Here is a 19,760-nt window from a genome sequence, read left to right as displayed (position 1 = left end):
TGCGGAGGGGTGCGGTTTTGGCAAACTACGAGGTCAACAGCGCCTCGGTTCAAGCTGCCGCCAGGTCAAGCCCCCTCTCGGGTGGTCTCGCGTCCTCCAGCGACCGCCGCAAAGCCCGCTTTACCTGGTTGAATTGACGTTCATCAGCGCAGGCATAGAGAACCACCTCGGAACCGCGATAGAGGGCGTGCAGCTCCCATCCTCGTGGCCGGCGGACCATCGAGGGCAGGATGCAAGCCAGGGGAACCGTCACGGCGAGTAGTCCTACGGCGAGGGCGGTAGAGGGCTGGAACATCGTCCATCCGGCGCCTACGGCGACTACTGTGATGACGGCGGCCGCCATCACGATGGCCGGGGAGGCGGGCCGGGCGGTGGCCCGCACGACTCCTACATTGCGCAAGTCTCGTACGGCGAAGCTCTTCAGGGGCTTAGTGCGCCAGATGAAGAGTTGGTCGGTCACCACGGCGTCTTTACGGCTGTAGTAGATACGTTTACTCATGGTGCACTCCTCTCCGCTGCTTCTTGCGAGGAAAGGAAGACCGGGCCACCATGGGCTCTAGAGAGAGATAGTTTCCAGCCTCGCGCGTCAGACATCAGCTTCGAAGTCAACAGAGAACGCTGCAGAGGCGATAACGGCACCCGGTTGCCGCCGGGTGCCGTTGTTTTGGACCTCTCCCCTCCAACTCCGCCCTTGTTGCTCTGCAACCAGTAGAGCATGCCGTACGGCTGTCCGCTACAAAGCAATCTGCCATGTTGCAGATTGCGTACAAGCCGCCTGGCGTGAGGGGCGCGTCACTCTGACCGGGTTGTGGCGTTTCATAGACGAACCGACCGGGTAGCCCAAGCGTCGGAAGCCACTGTCAATCCTGTGAAAGTGCAGGTAGAAGGGCGATTATCCGCATGGAGAGCCGACTGAAGATCGCGGGCCAAGCGGTGCAACCCATCCTGGTGATGTTCCCCCTGGGACTGTTCGCGATGGCGATCATTTTCGATCTTGCCAACCTGCTCGGGGCGCCGGCCATCGTCGGATCGCTGGCCTACTGGAACGTCGTGGCCGGTCTGGTCGGCGGCGTGGCGGCTGCCGTCGCGGGCGCCGTTGACCTGGCCTTTGTCCACCGGCCGGTGGCCAAGCGGATCGGTGTGCTGCGTCTGCTGCTCAACATGGGCGTGCTTTTTCTCTTCGCCGTGATCGTCATGGTTCGCGTCGGGGATCCGAACCGTCAGGCCGGCGTCGGCCTCTTCCTGCTCGAACTGCTCGCGCTGGCCATCTCCGGCTTCGGCGCCTGGTTCGGCGGCGAGCTCGCCAATGGGCGCACCCCGGCGTTTGCCCGGGCCGCTGTGGGGAACCGCGGCTACTAAAGCCGAAAGGAGCCCCTCATGACGACGTCGATCCAGGGCAAGCGGATCGCGTTCCTCGCCACCGACGGGGTGGAAGAGGTCGAATACACCGAGCCTCGCAAGGCAGTCGAATCCGCCGGCGGCACGGCCGAACTGGTTTCGATCAAGGACGACGAGATCCAGGCCGTCAACCACATGGATCCGGCCGGCAAATATCCCGTCGAAAAGCCGATCAAGGACGCCAGCGCGAGCGATTACGACGCCCTTGTGCTCCCCGGCGGCGTGGCCAACCCCGATTTCCTTCGTACGAATCCCGACGCCGTCAATTTCGTTCGGGAGTTCGTCAACGCGGGCAAGCCGGTCGCCGCTATCTGCCACGGCCCGTGGACGCTGATCGAGGCCGGGGTTGTCGACGGCCGCACGCTCACCAGCTGGCCCAGCCTGCGCACCGACCTGACCAACGCGGGCGCCACCTGGGTCGACGAGCAGGTCTTCGTCGACGGCAACCTGATCACCAGCCGGAAGCCGGACGACATCCCCGCCTTCACCGACGAACTGCTCTCCGCTGTGGCCAAGGCCTGAACACCGTACGCCGAAATGCCAGAAGCCCAGGTCGGTGACCTGGGCTTCTGCGTGGAGCCGCCTGACGGAATCGAACCGTCGACCTACGCATTACGAGTGCGTCGCTCTAGCCGACTGAGCTAAGGCGGCAACGAGAAACAAGTGTACGGTATGCCGCCGGACGCCTCGCGGGGCCACCCCCAGAGATCGACGGAATCGGACAGCGGTTCTGTCGGAGGGCGGGTCTACTCTGCCTGGCGTGACCGTCGATCACCCGCAACCGCCCCCCACGGGCCAGGTCGTGCCGCCCCGGCCCGCGAGCATGGATCCGCAGGAGCTGGGCTTCACGCCGCAGCGCCCGGTCGGCTGGCTCGCGCCCCTCCTCCTGCTCAGCACCGGCTTGCGCACCTTGCTGGCCGTCCTCTTCGGGGCCTATCTCGACAAGCGTGAGCTGCAGAACGCGCTCGACGGCGACTGGTTCGACCATTCGCAGACCGAGGACGGCGAGCTCTGGCTCGACTACGTGGCCGACCTGGGCGACGGCTTCGACGCGACGTATTCGGTGGCCTACCTCCTGGCTCAGCCGAACCTCCAGGTCGACGGCGCCTCGCTGCCCCGCGGCCGGCTGCTGCTCATGGGCGGCGACCAGGTCTATCCGCTGGCCAGCGGCGACGGGTACGAGAGCCGGATGAAGGGCCCCTACCGCGCCGCGCTGCCCGAGCCGCCGATCGGTTCGCCGCAGCCGACGCTGTTCGCGCTGCCGGGCAACCACGACTGGTACGACGGTCTCACCGCGTTCATCCGGCTCTTCGCCCGCCGCCGCGACGGTCACATCGGCGGTTGGCGCACCGAGCAGCGCCGCTCCTACTTCGCGGTCAAGCTGCCGGCCGACTGGTGGCTGTTCGCGATCGACGAGCAGTTCGGCGCCTACATCGACGACCCCCAGCTCGGGTACTTCGAGCAGGCGGCCCGGCACGTCGGCCCGCAAGACCGCGTGATCCTGATGACCCCGTCGCCGAAGTGGGTCAAGTCGGTCGACAAGCCGGAAGAGTACGACGCCATCGACTACTTCATCCGCAAGACGCTCGACCCGACCGGCGCGTCCACGCGCGTGCTCGTCTCCGGCGACCTGCACCACTATGCGCGCTACAGCCACCCTGACCGCGAGCTGATCACGTGCGGTGGCGGCGGCGCCTACTTGCTCGGCACCCAGCAACTGCCGAAAGAGCTGGTCGTGCCCCAGCCCGACACGTTGACCCGCGGTCGGAGCGTCAGCAAGCCGTACGCGTTCCAGTCGTCCTATCCCGACGCGGCCGCCTCGAAGCGGATGGCCTGGGGCGTGTTCCGCCGGGTGCCGACGCGCAACCCCGGCTTCGTCACGATGCTCGGCATCCTGCACGTGCTCACCATGCTGGCCATGGCGGGCGCGGCCGCCGGCAATGCGGGCATCGTGCAGCGACTGTTCAGCATCCCGCTCACTGTCATGCTCGTGCTCATCCTGGCCGGCTCGGTGGCGTTCGCCCAGCCGCCGAAGGCCGACAGGCCCAAGCACGCCCGCCATTGGATAGCCGGCTTGCTGCACGCGTTAGCCCACATCGGCCTGGCCATCGGCGGCACCTGGGTGTGGCTCCAGCTGCCGTTCCACGACTGGGCCTGGCCGGGCCCCCCGCTGGTCGCCGCCGTCTTGTACGGCCCAGTCATCGGCTTCCTAGCCACCCAGCTGACGGCGCTGTACCTGCTGATCGCATCCACAGTCGACGTCAATGTGAACGAGCTCTACGCGGGCCAGAGCATCGAGGACGCGAAAAGCTTCCTACGCCTGCACATCGCCACCGACGGCACGCTGACCATCCACCCCATCGGCGTCGACAAGATCTGTCGCAAATGGACCTCCGACCCACACGGCGCACCCGACACCGCCTGGCTGCACCCACAAGACCCGCTGATCCCCCACCGAATCGAGGCACCCATCGTGATCCGCTGAGCACGGCCTGATGCCGACGCCGCCACGAACACGGCCGCGCCGCGTTCAGCAGCGGTTGCTCGAGTTCGTCGCAAAGACGTACCTCGACGAGGGGCGAACCTCGGCTCGTGTTGGGAAGTTGGCGCGCCGACTGGTGTCCCCGCCGCCGGCTGGCGTTGGTTGTAGTGCTCCTCGGGGCCTTGAGGCCGGCCGACGTCAGTTGTCGCCGCCCCTCGCGGACTCGCCGCTGGCGGGCACTAGTTGTCGCGCCCGTCCCGGGGCTCGCCGTCGGCGGGCGCTAGTTCTTGCGCCCCTCGCGTTCTTGCGGCACTCGCGAGCTCGGGGCCGGCGGGCGCTGGTTGAAGCACGCCTCGGACTCACCGCCGCCAGGCGTTAGTTGCAGTGCTCCTCGGCCGGTCGAAATAGGCACTCGTGAACCTCGCGGGGCTCACCGCCGAGGGGCGCTAGTTGTCGCGCCCCTCCCGGAACTCGCCGCCGGCGGGCGTTGGTTGAAGCGCCCCTCGCGGACTCACCGCCGGCAGGCGCTAGCTGCAGCGCTCCTCGCGAGCTCACCGCCGACGGGCACTAGTTGTCGCACCCCTCCCGGGACTCGCCGCCAGCGGCCGTTGGTTGAAGCGCCCCTCGTAAGGCTCGCCGTCGGCGGGCGCTAGTTGTCGCGCCCCTCGCGGACTCGCCGCTGGCGGGCACTAGTTGTCGCCGCCCGTCCCGGGGCTCGCCGACGGCGGGCGCTAGTTTGTAGCGCTCCTGATGGGGCTCACCGCCGACGAGCACTAGTGGCAGCGCCCTTCCCAGAACTCGCCGCCGGCAGGCGCTAGCTGCAGCGCTCCTACTAAGCCTCGCCGCCCGCGGGCACTGGTTGTAGCACCCCTTCCCGGGGCTCTCGCCGTCGGCGGGCGTTGGTTGAGGCACCCCTCGAAGGGCTTGCCGCTGGCGAGCGCTCGTTGTCGCGCCTCTCCCGGGGCTCGCGCCGTCGGCGGCGTTGGTTGAGGCACCCCTCGAAGGGCTTGCCGCTGGCGGGCGCTCGTTGTGGCGCCTCTCCCGGGGCTCGCGCCGTCGGCGGGCGTTGGTTGAGGCACCCCTCGAAGGGCTTGCCGCTGGCGGGCGCTCGTTGCGGCGCTTCTTGTGGGGATCGTTGCTCGTGGGCGTTAGTTGTAGCGCTCCTCGTGGGCCTGGCGGGGGCCGCAGACGGAGGCTCGGCTGCATGAGCAGCGGGAGCCGTCGGCGTCCATGCGGACTACCACTGCGTCCTTGGGGACGCTGTGGGCTACCACTCGGCCGTCGCCCTCGGGGGTGGTTACGCGGCTGCCGACGGCTGGGGCGGAGGCCTGGAAAGACTGGTACAGCGGGTGCTCGTACTTCAGGCAGCACATGAGGCGGCCGCAGGCGCCTGAGATGCGTAGGGGGTTGAGCGGGAGGTCCTGGTCTTTCGCCATGCGGATGGTGACCGGCTCGAAGTCGGTCAGGAACGTGGCGCAGCACAGGTCACGGCCGCAGGAGCCGATGCCGCCCTGGACGCGGGCCGAGTCGCGTGCTGAGAGCTGGCGCAGCTCGACCCGGCAGTGCAGTGTCGCGCCGAGGTCTCGTACGAGGGAACGGAAATCGACCCGGTGCGGGGCGGTGAAATAGATCGTGGTGCGGGCGCCGCCCGAGCCGGTCTGGTCGAGCACGTGGTCGACGGCCACCACCTTCATGGGCAGCTCGTGCGCCTTGATCAGCTTTTTGGCGGCGACCTTGGCCTCCGCCTTGCGCTTGCGCAGCATCTCGTCACGGCGCAGGTCGTCGTCGCCGGCCAGACCCGCGACCTTGGGGAAGGCCGACGTGTCCTCGCTCACCCACTGCGCCGCCCAGACGCACTCCGCCACCTCGGGGCCGTCGTCCGTGGGCACGAGCACACGGTCGCCGACCTGGGGCGAGAACTCGCCCGGGTCGAGGTAGTAGAGGCGGCCGTAGCGGTTGAAACTGACCGCGCAGAGCATGCCCATGGTCACCACAGTACGACGCCGGACAGCCCGCACCAAATGCCTGTTTTGGGCTACCCGACAGGGTTGTCGCATCGACGCTTCACAACCACCCAGATAGACCTTCGTTGGGCAGACCCGTAGACGCCGCAGCAGTGCGGCCCAATCGGGAGGAACCTTCATGACGCCCGCCAGGTCGCTGGCCGCCAGTGTCGTCGCGTTCGGTTTCGCGAGCGCCCTCACCGCACCGCAACCAGCCCTCGCGGCGCCCGCATCCTGCGAACGGGCCGAGAACTTCGCCGCCCAGTCCGGGGCCGAGATGCTCCGGATCGACCGGTTGGAGGTCCGCGCGTTGGCGAACCAGCCCCGAGCGAACAGCGACCGGCAGGAGAAGGGCACGGTCGGGAACACCGCCAACCGGGTGCTGAGCGGCGGCGACGACCCGATCATCCCCGATCCCGAGGACAGCGACACCCTGAGCGAGGGGATCGGCCTGATCGGGGAGGGCGCCCTGGGGTACCTCGGCGTCCTTCCGGGGCAGGAGGCGCGGACCGGCAATTCCGCACCCAAGGACGGGCTCGTCGGCGACGTCGCGCAGCGTGGTGGCGCGGTGGTCGACGGCCTGAAGGAGGGCCTGGACTCCGGCGGCACCGGTGGCGGTGAGCCCGTAGACGAAGACAACGCCGACGACGATGAGCCCGCAGACGAGGACGGCGCCGGCGACGGTGAGCTCGCAGGCGAGGACAGCGACGGCGAGCCGGTGGACGAAGACAACGCCGGCGACGGTGATTCTGCGGACGAAGACAGTGCCGGTGGCGACGACGAGGCTTCGGACGCCCCGAGCAGCGGACAGCGCGCGAAGTCCGTTTCGCTGGCCGAGGTCAGGCTGGGTGAGGCCCGTACGGCGATGATCGCGCAAGCCCCGATCGCGTCGGCCGCCTATGCCCGGACGCTGGACGGCTACCCCGGCGACAAGGCGTCGGGGAAGTACGCGGCAATGGTGAAGCCGCTGCTCCAGCAGGCGCCGCCGACCAACATCAAGGCGACCCGGCGTTCGACTCCGGCCGGGAAGGCCGGTCCGCTGCGTCTGGGCAAGGGCGGTTTGGGTACGCACGCCCAGTGGGACACGGAAATGGCCTGCGGCCGGATGGCCGGCGAAACCGGGCGGGCCGACGCCTCCCTGAACAGCGTCAGCCTGCTGAACAACCTGGTTCGCGTGCCGGGCCCGATGACGAGCCGCGGCACGACCGCCCTGGACCGCCGCGGGGACGAGACCCGCTCGATCGCCCGGTCGACGATGACCGCCGGCCGGGTCGAGCTGGCCGGCGGCCAGATCCAGCTGCGTATTCTGCAGGCTCCCGTTCTCGAGGCGACGATGTCGGCCGGCTCCGGCGGCAAGATCGACTATCGCCCCGCGGTCGTCGAGGTTTCCGGCGACGGCATCACGACCCGGCGGCTGAGGACGGCCGGTGAGCACGTCGACATCTCGGTGACCCCGCAGTACCACGAGATGGAGTCCGCGCCGAACCTCACCGAGGCCGACCGCCTGCGGAAGGCCGAGCCGATGCCCGTGCCGGCCGTGCCGGACCTTCCGCCGGTCGCCGCGCCCACGACCGAGTCGGCGCCGACCGCGACCAGCGGGATCAAGCTGCGGGTGGCGCTGGGCGACGTGCGGCACGCCATCAAGGGCCAGGCCATCGCGGCCCGGGCGTCGGCCATCAAGGTGTCGATGACCAAGTCGTCGGGCTCCAAGGGCTACGGCGCCGCCTCTGACGTGTCGCTGACCATGGCGCTGGGCGTGCTGGAGGCTGCGGCGGTCTCGCCCGCGGCGGGAGAGGTCGCGTCGTCGGGCGGGGGCGGCGGACTTCCGGTCACCGGCTCGAACGTGACCCGGGTGGCCCTGGCGGGCGGAGGGCTGCTGCTGGCCGGTGTAATCGCTGTGCTGCTGACTGTGCGCCGCCGCCGTACGCACTCCTGACGGATCGACGGGCGGTCTCGTGCGGGGCCGCCCGTCCGCCCTTACCGGAACCGGGTCATCCGGATGGAGACATGTCGATCTCCTGATGGGTGAGCCGCACCCGAACGGATGTCCCATCCTGATCGTCCGAGCGGCCGGAAGCCGCCCGAACCCCGAGACAATCATCGATGCGTAGCGTTGAGTGGTCCCTACACCTGCGGGGGGTGCAGGAGGTCGCGGCGTCGCATTCGGGTTCTTCCGGTTGTCCGAATGTGGCGCCGCGCCCATGCGAACAGCCCTGGGGCGATCGCGACCAGGTTGGTGCGAATGCGGCGCCGCCTCATGCGAACAGCCCTTGGTCACATCGGGACCGGGTTGGCCAGCTCTTGAGAGCCGTGCAGAAGATCTTCCGCCTCGGCGTAGTCGGTGGCCACAACGTCGAGGACGTGCGAGGCCAGATCGGCCGCCGCCTTGATCTCGGCCGGCGAGGGCGGGTACGCCAGCGGAGCAGCCAGAATCACGGCCTCGGCGGAGCTCAGCGCGTCGGCCAGGGCGGACGCCAGATTGTCGCGGGTGCGCACCATCCAGTCGTGCAGGGCCGCGGCCAGATCGGCGGTCGCTTCGAAGCGCTCGTCGAGGCTTTCGCCCGTACCGGAGAGATGGCCGGCGAAGCGGCGGCGCTGGTCTTCGTAGGCTTCGGCCGCTTCCCCTTCCCACTGGCCGGGCGAAGGCAACGAGGAGGCGACGCCGGCACACACCCGGGCGTCCGCCCGCAGGTCGGCGGCGGCGTCGGCCAGGGCCGGAGGACGTAGCCCGGCCACGGCGGCGGCGGCGTCGGCGGGCATCAGTCGTACGCGGCGAAGGTGCCCCCACAGCGGGTGGCCGATCGGAGCCCCGGCGGCCTCCAGGACCTCTTCCGCCCGGCGCAACAACGGCGTGGCGGCATCGAGAACCGAGTCGAGCCGATCCATCACACCTCCCGCTGGAAACGGCGCTCGACCGCCTCGTCAGTTTCGGCGTACTGCTGGCGGGTGATCCGCACCGAGCGCGACAACTCGGCCAGCCGAGCGGCAGCCGCCGACGCCTCACTGGCACGCGCGTCGAGCACGGCTGTCCAGTGGTCATGCAGGGCTCCCCCGAGCCGAGCGGGCAAACCAGGGCCGCCAGCAGCGGCCAGGGGCGGAGGCGCCGAGAAAGCGCCGGGCGCCACGGCCAGAGCCGGAACGTCGCGGGAGAGGGCGGTCAGGGCGTCGGCGGCCTGGTCGAGCCGGTCGGGCAGATCATCCACGTCAGGCCTCGCCCAGGGAACGGAACTTCTCGAAGACCTCGTCGTGCAGCTTCTCGCGAGCCCAGCGGGCCGCGTCGGCGGCGCTGCCCACCGCGGCCTGCAGCTCGCGGCTGAACTCGGCCGGGTTGCGATGCTGCAGACCGCCGTGGATCTGGATATTAGTGATGCGACCGGATGCGGTCACGGTGACCTCGATGGTGTTGTCGGGTGAGTGGACCGAGACCTCGTGGGACTCGACGGCCCGGTCGTAGTCACCGCGCAGCTCTTCGACACGTCGATGCCTCTCGATGGCTTCGCTGATCCAGGCCTCGTCGATCTCACGTGCCATGCCGAGGCTCCTCACGGTGTGTCAATGCGCCGTCGCGGACCGGGACCAGACCGTACCCGGAAGAGTGACGCCTTCGCTACGGCTTGTTTTCCACTGTGGATAACTCGAGGCCGCTATCCACAGGGCGGGCATTCTGTCGGAGGTCCGCAATACCATCGGTGCCGTGAATGACGTCTTCGCTGATCTGGTGGGCCAGGCCGAGCCGGTGGCCACGCTGCGGCAGGCTGCCGCGGCGGCGGCCCGGGTCGTGGCCGGCGAACAGGTGCCCGCCGGCGCGATGACCCACGCCTGGATCTTCACGGGTCCGCCGGGCAGCGGCCGGTCGGTGGCCGCGCGCGCCTTCGCGGCCGCTCTCCAGTGCGAGCGTGGCGGGGCCGGTTGCGGCGAGTGTCACGGGTGCCACACCACGCTGGGCAAGACCCATGCCGACGTACGTTTTGTGGTGCCCGAGGGGTTGTCGATCGGCGTCAACGAGATGCGCGCGCTGGTTCTGCGGGCGGCGAGCGCGCCGTCGGGCGGCCGGTGGCAGATCGTGGTGATCGAGGACGCCGACCGCCTCACCGAGCAGGCGGGCAACGCGCTGCTCAAGGCGATCGAAGAACCGCCTCCTCGTACGGTTTTCCTTCTTTGTACGCCGTCGACCCATCCCGACGACATTTCGGTGACCATTCGGTCCCGGTGCCGGGTGGTGGCGCTGCGGCAGCCGCCGGCCGATGCGGTGGCCGAAGTCTTGGTGCGGCGTGACGGCGTGAAGCCCGACGTGGCGTCGTGGGCCGCCGCCGCCGCGCAGGGCCACGTGGGGCGGGCGAAGCGGCTGGCCAACGACCCCGACGCCCGTGGGCGGCGTGAGGCCGTGCTGTCGGTGCCGCGGCGGCTCACCGGGGTGGGCGCCTGCTTCGAGGCGGCGAGCGCTCTGATCAAGGCAGCCGAGGCCGAGGCGGCCGAACTGCTGGTCGAGACGGACGCTTCGGAACGCGCCGCGCTGGAACAGGCGCTGGGCGCCGGCGGCACCGGCCGGGGCGCGGCCGGTGCGATGCGCGGCGCGGCCGGCCAGCTGAAAGATCTCGAGCGCAGGCAGAAGTCCCGGGCCACTCGCTCGAAGCGGGACGCGCTCGACCGCGCCCTGGTCGACCTGGCCGGCTTCTACCGCGACGTGCTGATCACGAACATGCACGCGCCCGTCGGCGTCGTGCACACCGACGTGGCCACGCAGTCCCAGGCCGCCGCCGGCAAGTGGTCGCCCGAGAGCGCCCTGCGCCGCCTCGAAGCGGTGCTCGCCTGCCGCCAGGCCATCGACGAGAACGTCAAACCCGAGATCGCCGTAGAGGCCATGATGCTCACCCTCTGGCGCGGCTGACCCGAGCCGCAGGCAACCCCGATCGACCCCGAGCCGCAGGAAGCCGCGACTGACCCAGACCGCAGGCAACCGGCGCGACGCGCAGATCGCGGCTGTTGAGCCGGGCTGAGGGCTCGGCGCGCGGACACTGGACGTCAGCGGCGGCCGGCGTTCGTCGGGCCACAGGTAACCCGGCTGACGTCGAACAGAATGCGACTCGGGCCTCGAGCCGCAGGCACCGCGGGCTGATCCAAAGCCGCAGGCAGCCGGCGCGAAGTGCAGAGCGCGGTTGCTGAGCTGGCCTGCCCCGCCGGCGATGGTTGGGCACGGACCGGATCGCGGCGCAGCGCGGGCCGGATCGCGGCGTAACGCGGGCCGGATCGCGGCGTAACGCGGGCGCTGGGCGTCAGCGGCGGCCGGCGTGGGTGGGGCCGTCCGGGGTTTCGTCGTCGTTGATGCCGATCAGTTCCGCCATCTCTTCGAGCGGCGGCTCCCCGTCACGGCCGTCGGCCCGGCGCGCGGGCCGGTCGCCAGCCGGCGCACCGTTGTCGGCCCTGGTGGCGCTGGTGGCGCTGGTGGCGGCTCGGCGGTCGTCGGGGCCGATTCGGCGGTCGGGGACGGCGGTCAGGTCGGGGGCCTCGAAATCGGGTGTGGGAGGCAGGTCGGTCGAGGCGGGGGCCGGGTGGGCCGGTTCCGCGGCGCCCAGCAGGGTGGTGAGGCGGTCGCTCACGGCGGTGGACAGTTCGTCGATCGGGCGGGCCGCGTCCAGCACCAGGTAGCGCTTCGGGTCGGCGGCGGCCAGGTCGAGGAAGGCGTAGCGCACCCGCTCGTGGAAGGCCCTGGACTCGCTCTCGAGGCGGTCGGCGCCCTCGCCCCGGGAGTCGACCCGGTTGAGGCCGACGCCCGGGTCGACGTCGAGCAGCACCACCAGGTCGGGCTTCAGGCCGCCGGTCGCCCACGACGACAGCCAGCTGATCTCGGCCACCGGCAGCGTGCGGCCCGCGCCCTGGTAGGCCAGGGACGAGTCGACGTAGCGGTCGCTGATCACCACCGCGCCGCGGGCCAGGGCCGGCCGTACCACCGTGGCGACGTGGTGGGCCCGGTCGGCCGCGTACAGCAGGGCCTCGGCCCGGGCCGACGGGCTTTCGCTCTTGTCGAGCACCAGCTGGCGGATGCGGGCGCCGACGTCGGTGGCGCCCGGCTCGCGGGTGACCACCACGTCGCGGCCCTGCTCCTGCAGGGCGGCGGCCAGGCGGGTGACCTGGGTCGACTTGCCGGCCCCCTCGCCGCCTTCGAAGACGATGAAGATGCCGCTGCGCACGAACTGCTCGGCCGGGGACAGCGGCCGCCCGCGCAGCGAGCCCCACAGGTCGGCCAGCACCGGCACGCCGCGCTTGTCGTCCATCTGGCGGAAGGAGCCGATGCCGACGAACACCCCGACCGCGCCCGCCACCAGCAGCAGCACGCGGGTGAAGGAGATGTCGAAGCTGAGCGCGCCCAGGTCGACGCGGCGGGAGCTGCCCAGGCCGACCAGGAAGCCGGAGAGCGTGATGGCCAGCAGGAGCACCATCCGCACGCCGATCTGCACGACGGCGAAGACCCGACCGCGTACGGCGTCGTCGACCTCGCCGTAGAGCAGGGTCGTGCCGGCCAGGAACGCCATGCCCGCCCCCGCGCCGACCAGCAGCGCGCCCACCAGCGCCATGGACAGGTGGAAGGCGACGCCCAGGAACATCACCGATCCGCTGGCCAGCACGATGCTCATGCCGAACCAGCGCCGACGGGACAGATCCCGGATGATCATCGGGCCGAGGCCGATGCCGACCGCCAGGCCCATGAAGATGGTGCCGAAGAGCAGGTAGAACGCGGCCTCACCGGCGCCCAGCGAGGTGGCGAAGGTCTTGGCCGCGCCGATCACCACGCCGCCCGCCGCGAACGCGCCGAAGATGCCCAGCACCAGGCCGCGCACGAGCGGGGTGGTGCCGATGTACTTCCAGCCGTCGAGGAACTGCTTGGTCATGCTCTGCTGCTGGGCGTCCTGCTGCCGCTGCTCGCTCTTGCCGCCGATCTCTTTGATTCCGAAGAAGACGGTGAGCGCGGTGGCGAGGCGCGAGATCGCGTTCAGGTAGAGCGCGATCTGCACCGGCTGGGCCCAGTCGGGCAGGGTGGCGCCGGATTGCTGGATGCCCGCGGTGAGGGCGGAGAGGGCCAGGGCGGCCAGGATGGGCGTGATGCCGTAGGTGGTGACCAGAGTGAGCTGGTTCGAGACCTCGATCCGCGACTTAGGGATGAGATTCGGGACCGCAGCCTCTTTGGCCGGGATCCAGATCAGCGTAATCGTCTCGCCGATGAACGTGGCGATGGTCGCCCAGGCCACGGTGACGCCCGGTGACCCGCCGAACAGCGGGACCAGCGGAATTGAGCCGTAGAAGACGAACCGGATGAGGTCCGTGATGACCATGGTGTAGCGCCGGTCGAACCGGTCGGCGAAGACACCGGCGATCGGGCCGAGCAGCAGGGCAGGCAGGAGGCGGACGGCGATCGTGCCACCGAACGCGGCGCCCTGGCCGGCGCTGCTCTCGAACTGGGCGGCGGCGAAGATGCCGGTGGCCAGCAGGCCGATCCAGTCGCCGAACGAGGCCAGGCCCAGCACGAGCCAGAGACGACGGAAGGGCCGGATGCGCAGCACTGATCGCAGCGCCGCCGCGCCCGACAGGTCAACCGGTCCGGAGTCCCGCTTTTCGCTGTCGATGGCCTTACCTCCCGTGATTGCTGCAGGTGCACTCTATCGGGCGGCCACACGCGGCCAGGTGACCCACGTTCGGGTATCGAAGAAGTGAAGAGGTTTCGCATAACCGGTAACGGCGATACCGTGCTGACGTGATCGAAGACCGCACTGCTTTGAAGGAGCGGCTCGACCGGGCCACCGCGCATCTCGAGACGCCCGTCGCGGCCGTCGACCTCGCCGCCTTCGACGACAACGCCGCCCAGTTGGCCGCGCGGTCGCAGGGCAAGCCGCTGCGGGTCGCCAGCAAGTCCGTGCGGTGCCGCACGCTGCTGGAACGTGTGCTGGCCGCCCCCGGCTGGCACGGCGTGATGGCGTACACGCTGCCCGAAGCAATCTGGCTCGTGCGCTCCGGGCTCACCGATGACGTGCTGGTGGCGTACCCGTCGGTCGATCGCACCGCGATGCGCGAGCTGACCACCGACCCCAAGCTGGCCGCGGCCATCACGATCATGGTGGATCACCCCTCGCACCTCGATCTGGTGGATCAGGTGACTCCTCCGGGTGACCGTCCGGCGGTGCGGCTGTGTCTGGATCTCGACTCGTCCTGGCGTCCCGGCGGCCCCCTGCACCTGGGTGTCCGCCGCTCCCCCGTGCACACCGCCGGTCAGGCCGGAGCGCTGGCCCGCCGTCTGGTTGCGCGGCCCGGCTTCGCATTGGTCGGGATGATGTCGTACGAGGCCCAGATCGCCGGACTGGGCGACCTTCCGCCCGGCCAGGCGCTGCGCGGCCGGGTGATCCGGCTCATGCAGTCCCGCTCGTTCCCCGAGATCCTGCGCCGCCGCGCCGAGGCCGTGGCCGCCGTGCGCGAGCACGCCGACCTCAAGTTCGTCAACGCCGGCGGCACCGGCAGCGTGGCCGCCAGCGGCTCGGACCCGGTGGTCACCGAGGTCACCGCCGGCTCCGGCCTGTACGGGCCGACCCTGTTCGACGCCTACTCGGCGTGGCGCCCGACCCCGGCCGCGTTCTTCGCGCTCAGCGTCGTGCGCCGCCCGGCGCCGCGGATCGCCACCGTGCTCGGCGGCGGCTGGATCGCCTCAGGCCCGGCCGAGACGTCCCGCCAGCCGACCCCGTACCTGCCCGAAGGTCTGGCCTTCAAGCCCGACGAGGGCCCCGGCGAGGTGCAGACGCCGCTGGTCGGCGACGTGGCCGGCACGCTGCGCCCGGGCGACCGGGTCTGGTTCCGTCACGCCAAGGCCGGCGAGCTGTGCGAGCACGTCAACGAGTTGCAACTCGTCGACGGCGGGTCAGCGACGCCGGCCCCGACGTACCGGGGGGAGGGTCATGCCTTCCTGGGGTGACCGCGGATCAGGCGGTCACGTGGCGGTGCAGGTACTCCCGGATGAGGGCCTTGGCCTCGGTCAGGACCGCCTCGTCGCCGCTCTGGTCGCGCCGGAAAGCCAGCTTGATCAGCGCGTCCGCCGCCTCGACCGAGATCTCGAGCGAGAACCGCAGCCTCTCCCGGTCGATCAGCTGGAACTGGTCGACCAGCAGCTCGGCCAGGCGCTCGGCGATGACCGCGTTGTTGTCGCGTTCGACGTCCAGCAGGTGCACGTCGACCACGTCGCCGAAGTGCAGCGTGCGGAAGCCGGGCACCGTGCGGTGCATCTGGATGAAGATGTCGATCGCCGCGTCGACGCCGTCCCACCAGTGGGTGAAGGTCTCGCGTCCGAAGCGGTCGGACAGGCCCTGCAGGTACGCGTCCATGTTGCGCATGGCCAAGGCCTGGACGATGGCCCTCTTGTCGGGGAAGAACTGGTAGACCGAGCCGATGGCTACCTCGGCCCGTTCGGCGAGAAGCGTCGTGGTCAGCCCCTCATAGCCGACCTCGTCGACAAGCTCGGCGCAGGCGTCGAGCATGCGCTGGACCCGGGCAACGCTTCTGCCCTGCACCGGGACACGCCGCAGCGGCCCGGTGGTGACGGTTGGTGTCGACACGCGTCGCCACTCCCTCTCAGCAGTGATAATCGGAACGTTACTCGGATCAACGAGCGAAACGCATCGACGGGACGCGCCGGGTGCTCGTCCGCTCGTACGGAGGACAAGGGCCTAAATGACGACCCCTCGTAACGCCCGGCGCTGGATCAATTGGGGCGGCAACCAGCAGTCACTCGCCGTAGATGTTTTGACCCCTGGCACTGTCGACGAGGTGGCGGCCCACGTCAAGGAGGCGTCGGGAACCGGACGCCGGGTCAAGGTCGTCGGCAGCGGTCACTCGTTCACCGCCATCGCCGTCGCGAACGATCAACGGCTGCTGTTGGACCGGATGACCGATCTCATCGCGGTCGACGGTCCCCTGGTCAGGGTGCAGGCGGGCATGCCGCTGTGGAAGCTCAACGAGACGCTGGCCCGGCACGGCCTGGCCATGCCGAACCTCGGTGACATCGACGCGCAGACGGTGGCCGGGGCGGTTTCGACCGGTACGCACGGCACCGGCATCACGCACACGACGCTGGCCGCCTGCGTCGAGGGTGTGACCATCGTGACCGGCACCGGCGAAGTTCTCACCCTCAGTAAGGGCGATGACATCTTCCCGGCCACCCAGCTCGGCATCGGGGCGCTCGGCATCCTGGTCGAGGTGACCCTGCGCTGTGTGCCGGCGTTCACCCTCCTGGCCGACGAGCGGCCCATGGCGCTGCCGGACGTGCTGGCCGGGCTGGACGAGTGGATCCCGAGCAACGAGCACGTCGAGTTCTACTGGTACCCGTACACCGACCGGGCCCAGCTCAAGCGCAACAACAAGGTGCCCGCGAACGACCGGCCGCTGTCGTCGTTCCGGGGCTGGATGGACGACGAGTTCCTGGCCAACACCGTCTGGCAGGGCGTGTGCCGCCTCGGGCGCCGCGTGCCGGCCGTCGTGCCCACAGTCCAATCGATCGCCGCCCGGGCGCTGACCGCCCGGACGTACACCGAACGCTCCGACCGGGTCTTCTGCACGCCGCGACGCGTGCACTTCACCGAGATGGAGTACGAGATCCCCCGGGCCGCCCTGGGCGAGGCGCTGGGCGCGCTGCCGAAGATCATCGACGGGCTGCCGTTCAAGGTGCAGTTCCCGGTCGAGGTGCGGTTCACCGGCCCCGACGACGTGTGGCTGAGCCACGGGTACGGGCGGGAATCGGCCTATATTGCGGTGCACCAGTTCACCGGGGCGCCCTACGAGCCGTACTTCCGCGCCTTCGAGGCGGTCTGCCGGCCGCTCGGCGGGCGGCCGCACTGGGGCAAGCTCCACTACCGTACGGCCGAGGATCTGCGACCGGTCTATCCGAAGTTCGACGACTTCGTGGCCGTGCGCGACCGCCTCGACCCGGCCCGGGTCTTCACCAACGACTACCTGGACCGGGTTCTCGGCGACTGATTACTCCGCGCTGGCGGCGGCCTTGGCCGGCGCGGCCTTCTTGGCCGGCGCCTTCTTGGCCGGGGTCGCCTTCTTCGTCGCGGCCTTCTTGGCCGGTGTCTTCTTCGCGGCCGTCTTCTTGGCCGGGGTGTCCGCCGCCGCCTTGGCCGGAGCCTTCTTGGCCGCCCGCTTCTTGGGCGCCGGACCCTTGGCCCGCTTCTCGGCCAGCATCTCGGAGGCCTGCTCGATCGTCAGCTCTTCGGGCGTCTGGTCGCGGCGCAGCGAGGCGTTGTACTCGCCGTCGGTGACGTACGGGCCGAAGCGGCCGTCCTTGATGACCATCGGCTTCTCGGTCACCGGGTCGGGACCCATCTCGCGCAGCGGCGGCTTGGCCGCGGCCCGGCCCCGGGTCTTCGGCGCCGCCAGCAGGGCCAGAGCCTCTTCCAGGGTGACCGTGAACAGCTGATCCTCGCCGGCCAGCGAGCGGGAGTCGGTGCCGCGCTGCACATACGGGCCGTAGCGCCCGTTCTTGGCGATGATCTCGTTGCCCTCGGGGTCCTTACCCACGACCCGGGGCAGGGACAGCAGCTGGAGCGCCTGTTCGAGCGTCAGCGTGTTGGGCGACTGCGAGCGGAACAGCGAGCCACGGCGTTCGCCGCTCTCGACGTACGGCCCGAACCGGCCCGACTTGAGCACGACGGCGGTGCCGGTCTGCGGGTCGTCGCCGAGGCTGCGCTCACCGCTGCCGCCGAGGAACAGCTCCTCGACCTTCTCGGGAGTCAGCTCGTCGGGCGCGACCCCCTCGGGGATCGAGACCCGGTTGCTGGGGTCGTTGGTCTGCTCCTCGGACGCGCCGGGAACCTGCCGCTGCAGGTAGGGCCCGTACCGGCCGACCCGTACGACGATGTGCCGGCCCTCGTCGTCGTCGAAGAGCGGAATCGAGTTGATCAGGCGCGCGTCGATGTCGCCCAGGTTCTCGGTGACCATCTTGCGCAGGCCGCCGGCCTTGGCGATCTCGTCGTCCTCGCCGGCCGTCTGGCTGCCGAAGTAGAACGCGGTGAGGAAGTCGAGCGAGGCGTGGTCGCCACCGGCGATGCCGTCGAGGTCGTTCTCCATGGCCGCGGTGAAGCCGTAGTCGACCAGGCGTGGGTAGTGCTTCTCCATGAGATTGACCACCGCGAACGCGATGAACGTCGGGATGAGCGCCTGTCCGCGCTTTTCGACGTAACCCCTGTCCTGGATCGTCTGCATGATCGACGAGTACGTCGACGGGCGGCCGATGCCCAGCTCTTCCATGGCCTTGACCAGCGAGGCCTCGGTGTAGCGGGCGGGCGGCGAGGTGTGGTGGCCGGCCGGGTTGAGCTCGTCGGCGTCCAAGGGCTGGTCTTTGACCAGGTTGGGCAGGCGACGCTCGGCGTCCTCGGCGTCGGCGCTCTCGTCGTCCGACGACTCGACGTAGGCCCGCAGGAAGCCGGGCTCGGTGATCGTCTTGCCGGTCGCGCCGAAGTCGACCTCTTCGCTGGCCGTGGAGACGGCCCGGATGCGTACGGAGATCGAGTTGCCGACCGCGTCGATCATCTGGGAGGCGATGGTGCGCCGCCAGATCAGCTCGTACAGCCGGAACTGGTCGCCCTCGAGCTCATTGGCCACCTCGCCCGGGGTGCGGAACGAGTCGCCGGCGGGGCGGATCGCCTCGTGCGCCTCCTGCGCGTTCTTGACCTTGCCGGTGTAGCGGCGCGGCTCCGGCGGGACGCTGCGCTGGCCGAACAGGTCGGCGATCTGGCGGCGGGCGGCGGCGATGGCCGTCTCGGAGAGGTTCACCGAGTCGGTACGCATATAAGTGATGTAGCCGTTCTCGTACAGCCGCTGCGCGGTGCGCATCGTCTGGGCCGAGGACATGCGGAGCTTGCGGGCCGCCTCTTGCTGCAGCGTCGAGGTGATGAACGGCGGGTACGGCCGGCGGCGGTAGGGCTTCTCCTCGACCCGGGTGACCTTGAACGGCTGGTCCTCGAGCCGGGCGGCCAGGCCGCGGGCGCCGCTCTCGTCCAGCTGGACCGCGCCCGAGCTCGGCTTGAGCTTGCCGGTGGTGGGCTCGAAGTCCTTGCCGGTGGCGATGCGGTCGCCGTTGAGCGCGATCAGGGTGGCGCCGAACTGGCGCGGGCCCTCGACCTCGCCCTGGACGGCCAGCAGGGCGTTGATGTCCCAGTACTCGGCCGTGCGGAACGCCATGCGCTGACGCTCCCGCTCGACCACGATGCGGGTCGCCACGGACTGGACCCGGCCCGCCGAGAGCTTCGGCATGACCTTCTTCCAGAGGACCGGGCTGACCTCGTAGCCGTACAGGCGGTCGAGGATGCGGCGGGCCTCCTGCGCGTCGACCAGGTTCTGGTCGATGGCGCGCGGGTTGGCCACGGCGGCCTGGATCGCGGGCCGGGTGATCTCGTGGAAGACCATCCGGTGGACGGGGACCTTGGGCTTGATCGTCTCGAGCAGGTGCCAGGCGATGGCCTCGCCCTCGCGGTCCTCATCGGTGGCGAGGAAGATCTCGTCGACCTCTTTGGCCAGCTTCTTCAGCTTGGCGATCTGCTGCTTGCGGTCGGCCGAGATCACATAGAGCGGGTGGAAGCCGTTGTCGACGTCGACGCCGAGCCGGGCCCACGCTTCGCCCTTGTACTGTTCGGGCACCTCGTCGGCATTCTTGGGCAGGTCGCGGACATGGCCGATGGAAGCCTCGACCAGATAGTCGGGGCCCAGATAACCGGCGATCGTCTTGGCCTTCGACGGGGATTCGACGATGACCAGACGGGTCGTCCTGGCGTCACTCGGCACGGCACTCCCAAACTTCGACTCAGCGTTCCCGCCATCCGGACCGGCGAGGCGCAGACTTTCAA

General features: G+C 69.9%; 15 protein-coding genes and 1 tRNA gene. 7 read left to right on the top strand and 9 right to left on the bottom strand.

Annotation, left to right across the window (positions count from 1 at the left end):
- Nucleotides 1-49: 49 nt before the first annotated feature.
- A complete protein-coding gene (locus OWR29_RS05400) occupies nucleotides 50-499 on the bottom strand; it encodes a DUF6232 family protein (RefSeq protein WP_267561377.1) in 450 nt (149 codons plus the stop codon).
- A 401-nt stretch (nucleotides 500-900) separates the two neighbouring features.
- On the opposite strand from OWR29_RS05400, the gene OWR29_RS05395 reads away from it, so the two are divergent.
- A complete protein-coding gene (locus OWR29_RS05395; RefSeq protein ID WP_267561376.1) occupies nucleotides 901-1,359 on the top strand; it encodes a DUF2231 domain-containing protein in 459 nt (152 codons plus the stop codon).
- A gap of 18 nt (nucleotides 1,360-1,377) precedes the next feature.
- Complete coding sequence (locus OWR29_RS05390) at nucleotides 1,378-1,920, top strand: type 1 glutamine amidotransferase domain-containing protein (RefSeq protein WP_267561375.1); 543 nt, start codon at nucleotides 1,378-1,380, stop codon at nucleotides 1,918-1,920.
- A 52-nt stretch (nucleotides 1,921-1,972) separates the two neighbouring features.
- Here the strand turns inward: OWR29_RS05390 and OWR29_RS05385 are convergent.
- A tRNA-Thr gene (locus OWR29_RS05385) sits at nucleotides 1,973-2,049 on the bottom strand.
- Nucleotides 2,050-2,221: 172 nt separating this feature from the next.
- Here OWR29_RS05385 and OWR29_RS05380 point away from each other — a divergent pair.
- On the top strand, nucleotides 2,222-3,883 hold the full coding sequence (locus OWR29_RS05380; RefSeq protein ID WP_267561891.1) for a metallophosphoesterase: 1,662 nt from the start codon (nucleotides 2,222-2,224) through the stop codon (nucleotides 3,881-3,883).
- A gap of 1,145 nt (nucleotides 3,884-5,028) precedes the next feature.
- On the opposite strand, the gene OWR29_RS05375 is transcribed toward OWR29_RS05380, so the two are convergent.
- On the bottom strand, nucleotides 5,029-5,865 hold the full coding sequence (locus tag OWR29_RS05375) for a PSP1 domain-containing protein (protein WP_267561374.1): 837 nt from the start codon (nucleotides 5,863-5,865) through the stop codon (nucleotides 5,029-5,031).
- A gap of 157 nt (nucleotides 5,866-6,022) precedes the next feature.
- Here OWR29_RS05375 and OWR29_RS05370 point away from each other — a divergent pair, with 157 nt between their 5' ends.
- Nucleotides 6,023-7,819, top strand: a complete 1,797-nt coding sequence (locus OWR29_RS05370; protein WP_267561373.1) for a hypothetical protein — start codon at nucleotides 6,023-6,025, stop codon at nucleotides 7,817-7,819.
- Nucleotides 7,820-8,157: 338 nt separating this feature from the next.
- Here OWR29_RS05370 and OWR29_RS05365 read toward each other — a convergent pair whose 3' ends face one another.
- From OWR29_RS05365 to OWR29_RS05355, 3 genes are read right to left on the bottom strand one after another with little or no spacing between them, the layout of a single operon-like run.
- Nucleotides 8,158-8,769, bottom strand: a complete 612-nt coding sequence (locus OWR29_RS05365) for a hypothetical protein (protein ID WP_267561372.1) — start codon at nucleotides 8,767-8,769, stop codon at nucleotides 8,158-8,160.
- On the bottom strand, nucleotides 8,769-9,086 hold the full coding sequence (locus tag OWR29_RS05360; RefSeq protein WP_267561371.1) for a hypothetical protein: 318 nt from the start codon (nucleotides 9,084-9,086) through the stop codon (nucleotides 8,769-8,771). Before OWR29_RS05360 ends, OWR29_RS05365 begins: the two co-directional genes overlap by 1 nt.
- Nucleotide 9,087: 1 nt before the next feature.
- Complete coding sequence (locus OWR29_RS05355; protein ID WP_267561370.1) at nucleotides 9,088-9,414, bottom strand: YbaB/EbfC family nucleoid-associated protein; 327 nt, start codon at nucleotides 9,412-9,414, stop codon at nucleotides 9,088-9,090.
- Nucleotides 9,415-9,577: 163 nt separating this feature from the next.
- Here OWR29_RS05355 and OWR29_RS05350 point away from each other — a divergent pair, with 163 nt between their 5' ends.
- The gene (locus OWR29_RS05350) at nucleotides 9,578-10,771 is read left to right on the top strand and encodes a DNA polymerase III subunit delta' (protein ID WP_267561369.1); all 1,194 of its coding nucleotides are present in this window, start codon (nucleotides 9,578-9,580) and stop codon (nucleotides 10,769-10,771) included.
- 385 nt (nucleotides 10,772-11,156) lie between these two features.
- Here OWR29_RS05350 and tmk read toward each other — a convergent pair whose 3' ends face one another.
- The gene (gene tmk, locus OWR29_RS05345; RefSeq protein WP_267561890.1) at nucleotides 11,157-13,403 is read right to left on the bottom strand and encodes a dTMP kinase; all 2,247 of its coding nucleotides are present in this window, start codon (nucleotides 13,401-13,403) and stop codon (nucleotides 11,157-11,159) included.
- 227 nt (nucleotides 13,404-13,630) lie between these two features.
- Here tmk and OWR29_RS05340 point away from each other — a divergent pair, with 227 nt between their 5' ends.
- Entirely contained in the window at nucleotides 13,631-14,836 is a 1,206-nt protein-coding gene (locus tag OWR29_RS05340; protein WP_267561368.1) for an amino acid deaminase/aldolase, read from the top strand.
- A gap of 7 nt (nucleotides 14,837-14,843) precedes the next feature.
- Here OWR29_RS05340 and OWR29_RS05335 read toward each other — a convergent pair whose 3' ends face one another.
- Nucleotides 14,844-15,473 carry a TetR/AcrR family transcriptional regulator gene (locus tag OWR29_RS05335; RefSeq protein WP_267561367.1) on the bottom strand — a complete coding sequence of 210 codons (630 nt, stop codon included), beginning with the start codon at nucleotides 15,471-15,473 and terminating at the stop codon, nucleotides 14,844-14,846.
- 115 nt (nucleotides 15,474-15,588) lie between these two features.
- On the opposite strand from OWR29_RS05335, the gene OWR29_RS05330 reads away from it, so the two are divergent.
- Entirely contained in the window at nucleotides 15,589-16,890 is a 1,302-nt protein-coding gene (locus OWR29_RS05330; RefSeq protein WP_267561366.1) for a D-arabinono-1,4-lactone oxidase, read from the top strand.
- Here OWR29_RS05330 and topA read toward each other — a convergent pair whose 3' ends face one another.
- Entirely contained in the window at nucleotides 16,891-19,698 is a 2,808-nt protein-coding gene (topA, locus tag OWR29_RS05325; protein ID WP_267561365.1) for a type I DNA topoisomerase, read from the bottom strand.
- Nucleotides 19,699-19,760 lie beyond the last annotated feature (62 nt).

The organism is Paractinoplanes pyxinae (assembly GCF_026626335.1).
Classification (GTDB): Bacteria; Actinomycetota; Actinomycetes; order Mycobacteriales; family Micromonosporaceae; genus Actinoplanes; species Actinoplanes pyxinae.
The sequence above is the reverse complement of the archived record's forward strand: the minus strand, read 5'-3'. Positions and strand labels throughout refer to the sequence as shown.

Excerpts from the sequence above, each read along its gene's own strand:
- OWR29_RS05330 (WP_267561366.1), top strand. The coding sequence starts at position 15,589 with ATGACGACCCCTCGTAACGCCCGGCGCTGGATCAATTGGGGCGGCAAC.
- OWR29_RS05390 (WP_267561375.1), top strand. The coding sequence starts at position 1,378 with ATGACGACGTCGATCCAGGGCAAGCGGATCGCGTTCCTCGCCACCGAC.
- OWR29_RS05375 (WP_267561374.1), bottom strand. The coding sequence starts at position 5,865 with ATGGGCATGCTCTGCGCGGTCAGTTTCAACCGCTACGGCCGCCTCTAC.
- OWR29_RS05365 (WP_267561372.1), bottom strand. The coding sequence starts at position 8,769 with ATGGATCGGCTCGACTCGGTTCTCGATGCCGCCACGCCGTTGTTGCGC.
- OWR29_RS05370 (WP_267561373.1), top strand. The coding sequence starts at position 6,023 with ATGACGCCCGCCAGGTCGCTGGCCGCCAGTGTCGTCGCGTTCGGTTTC.
- OWR29_RS05395 (WP_267561376.1), top strand. The coding sequence starts at position 901 with ATGGAGAGCCGACTGAAGATCGCGGGCCAAGCGGTGCAACCCATCCTG.
- OWR29_RS05355 (WP_267561370.1), bottom strand. The coding sequence starts at position 9,414 with ATGGCACGTGAGATCGACGAGGCCTGGATCAGCGAAGCCATCGAGAGG.
- OWR29_RS05400 (WP_267561377.1), bottom strand. The coding sequence starts at position 499 with ATGAGTAAACGTATCTACTACAGCCGTAAAGACGCCGTGGTGACCGAC.
- OWR29_RS05380 (WP_267561891.1), top strand. The coding sequence starts at position 2,222 with ATGGATCCGCAGGAGCTGGGCTTCACGCCGCAGCGCCCGGTCGGCTGG.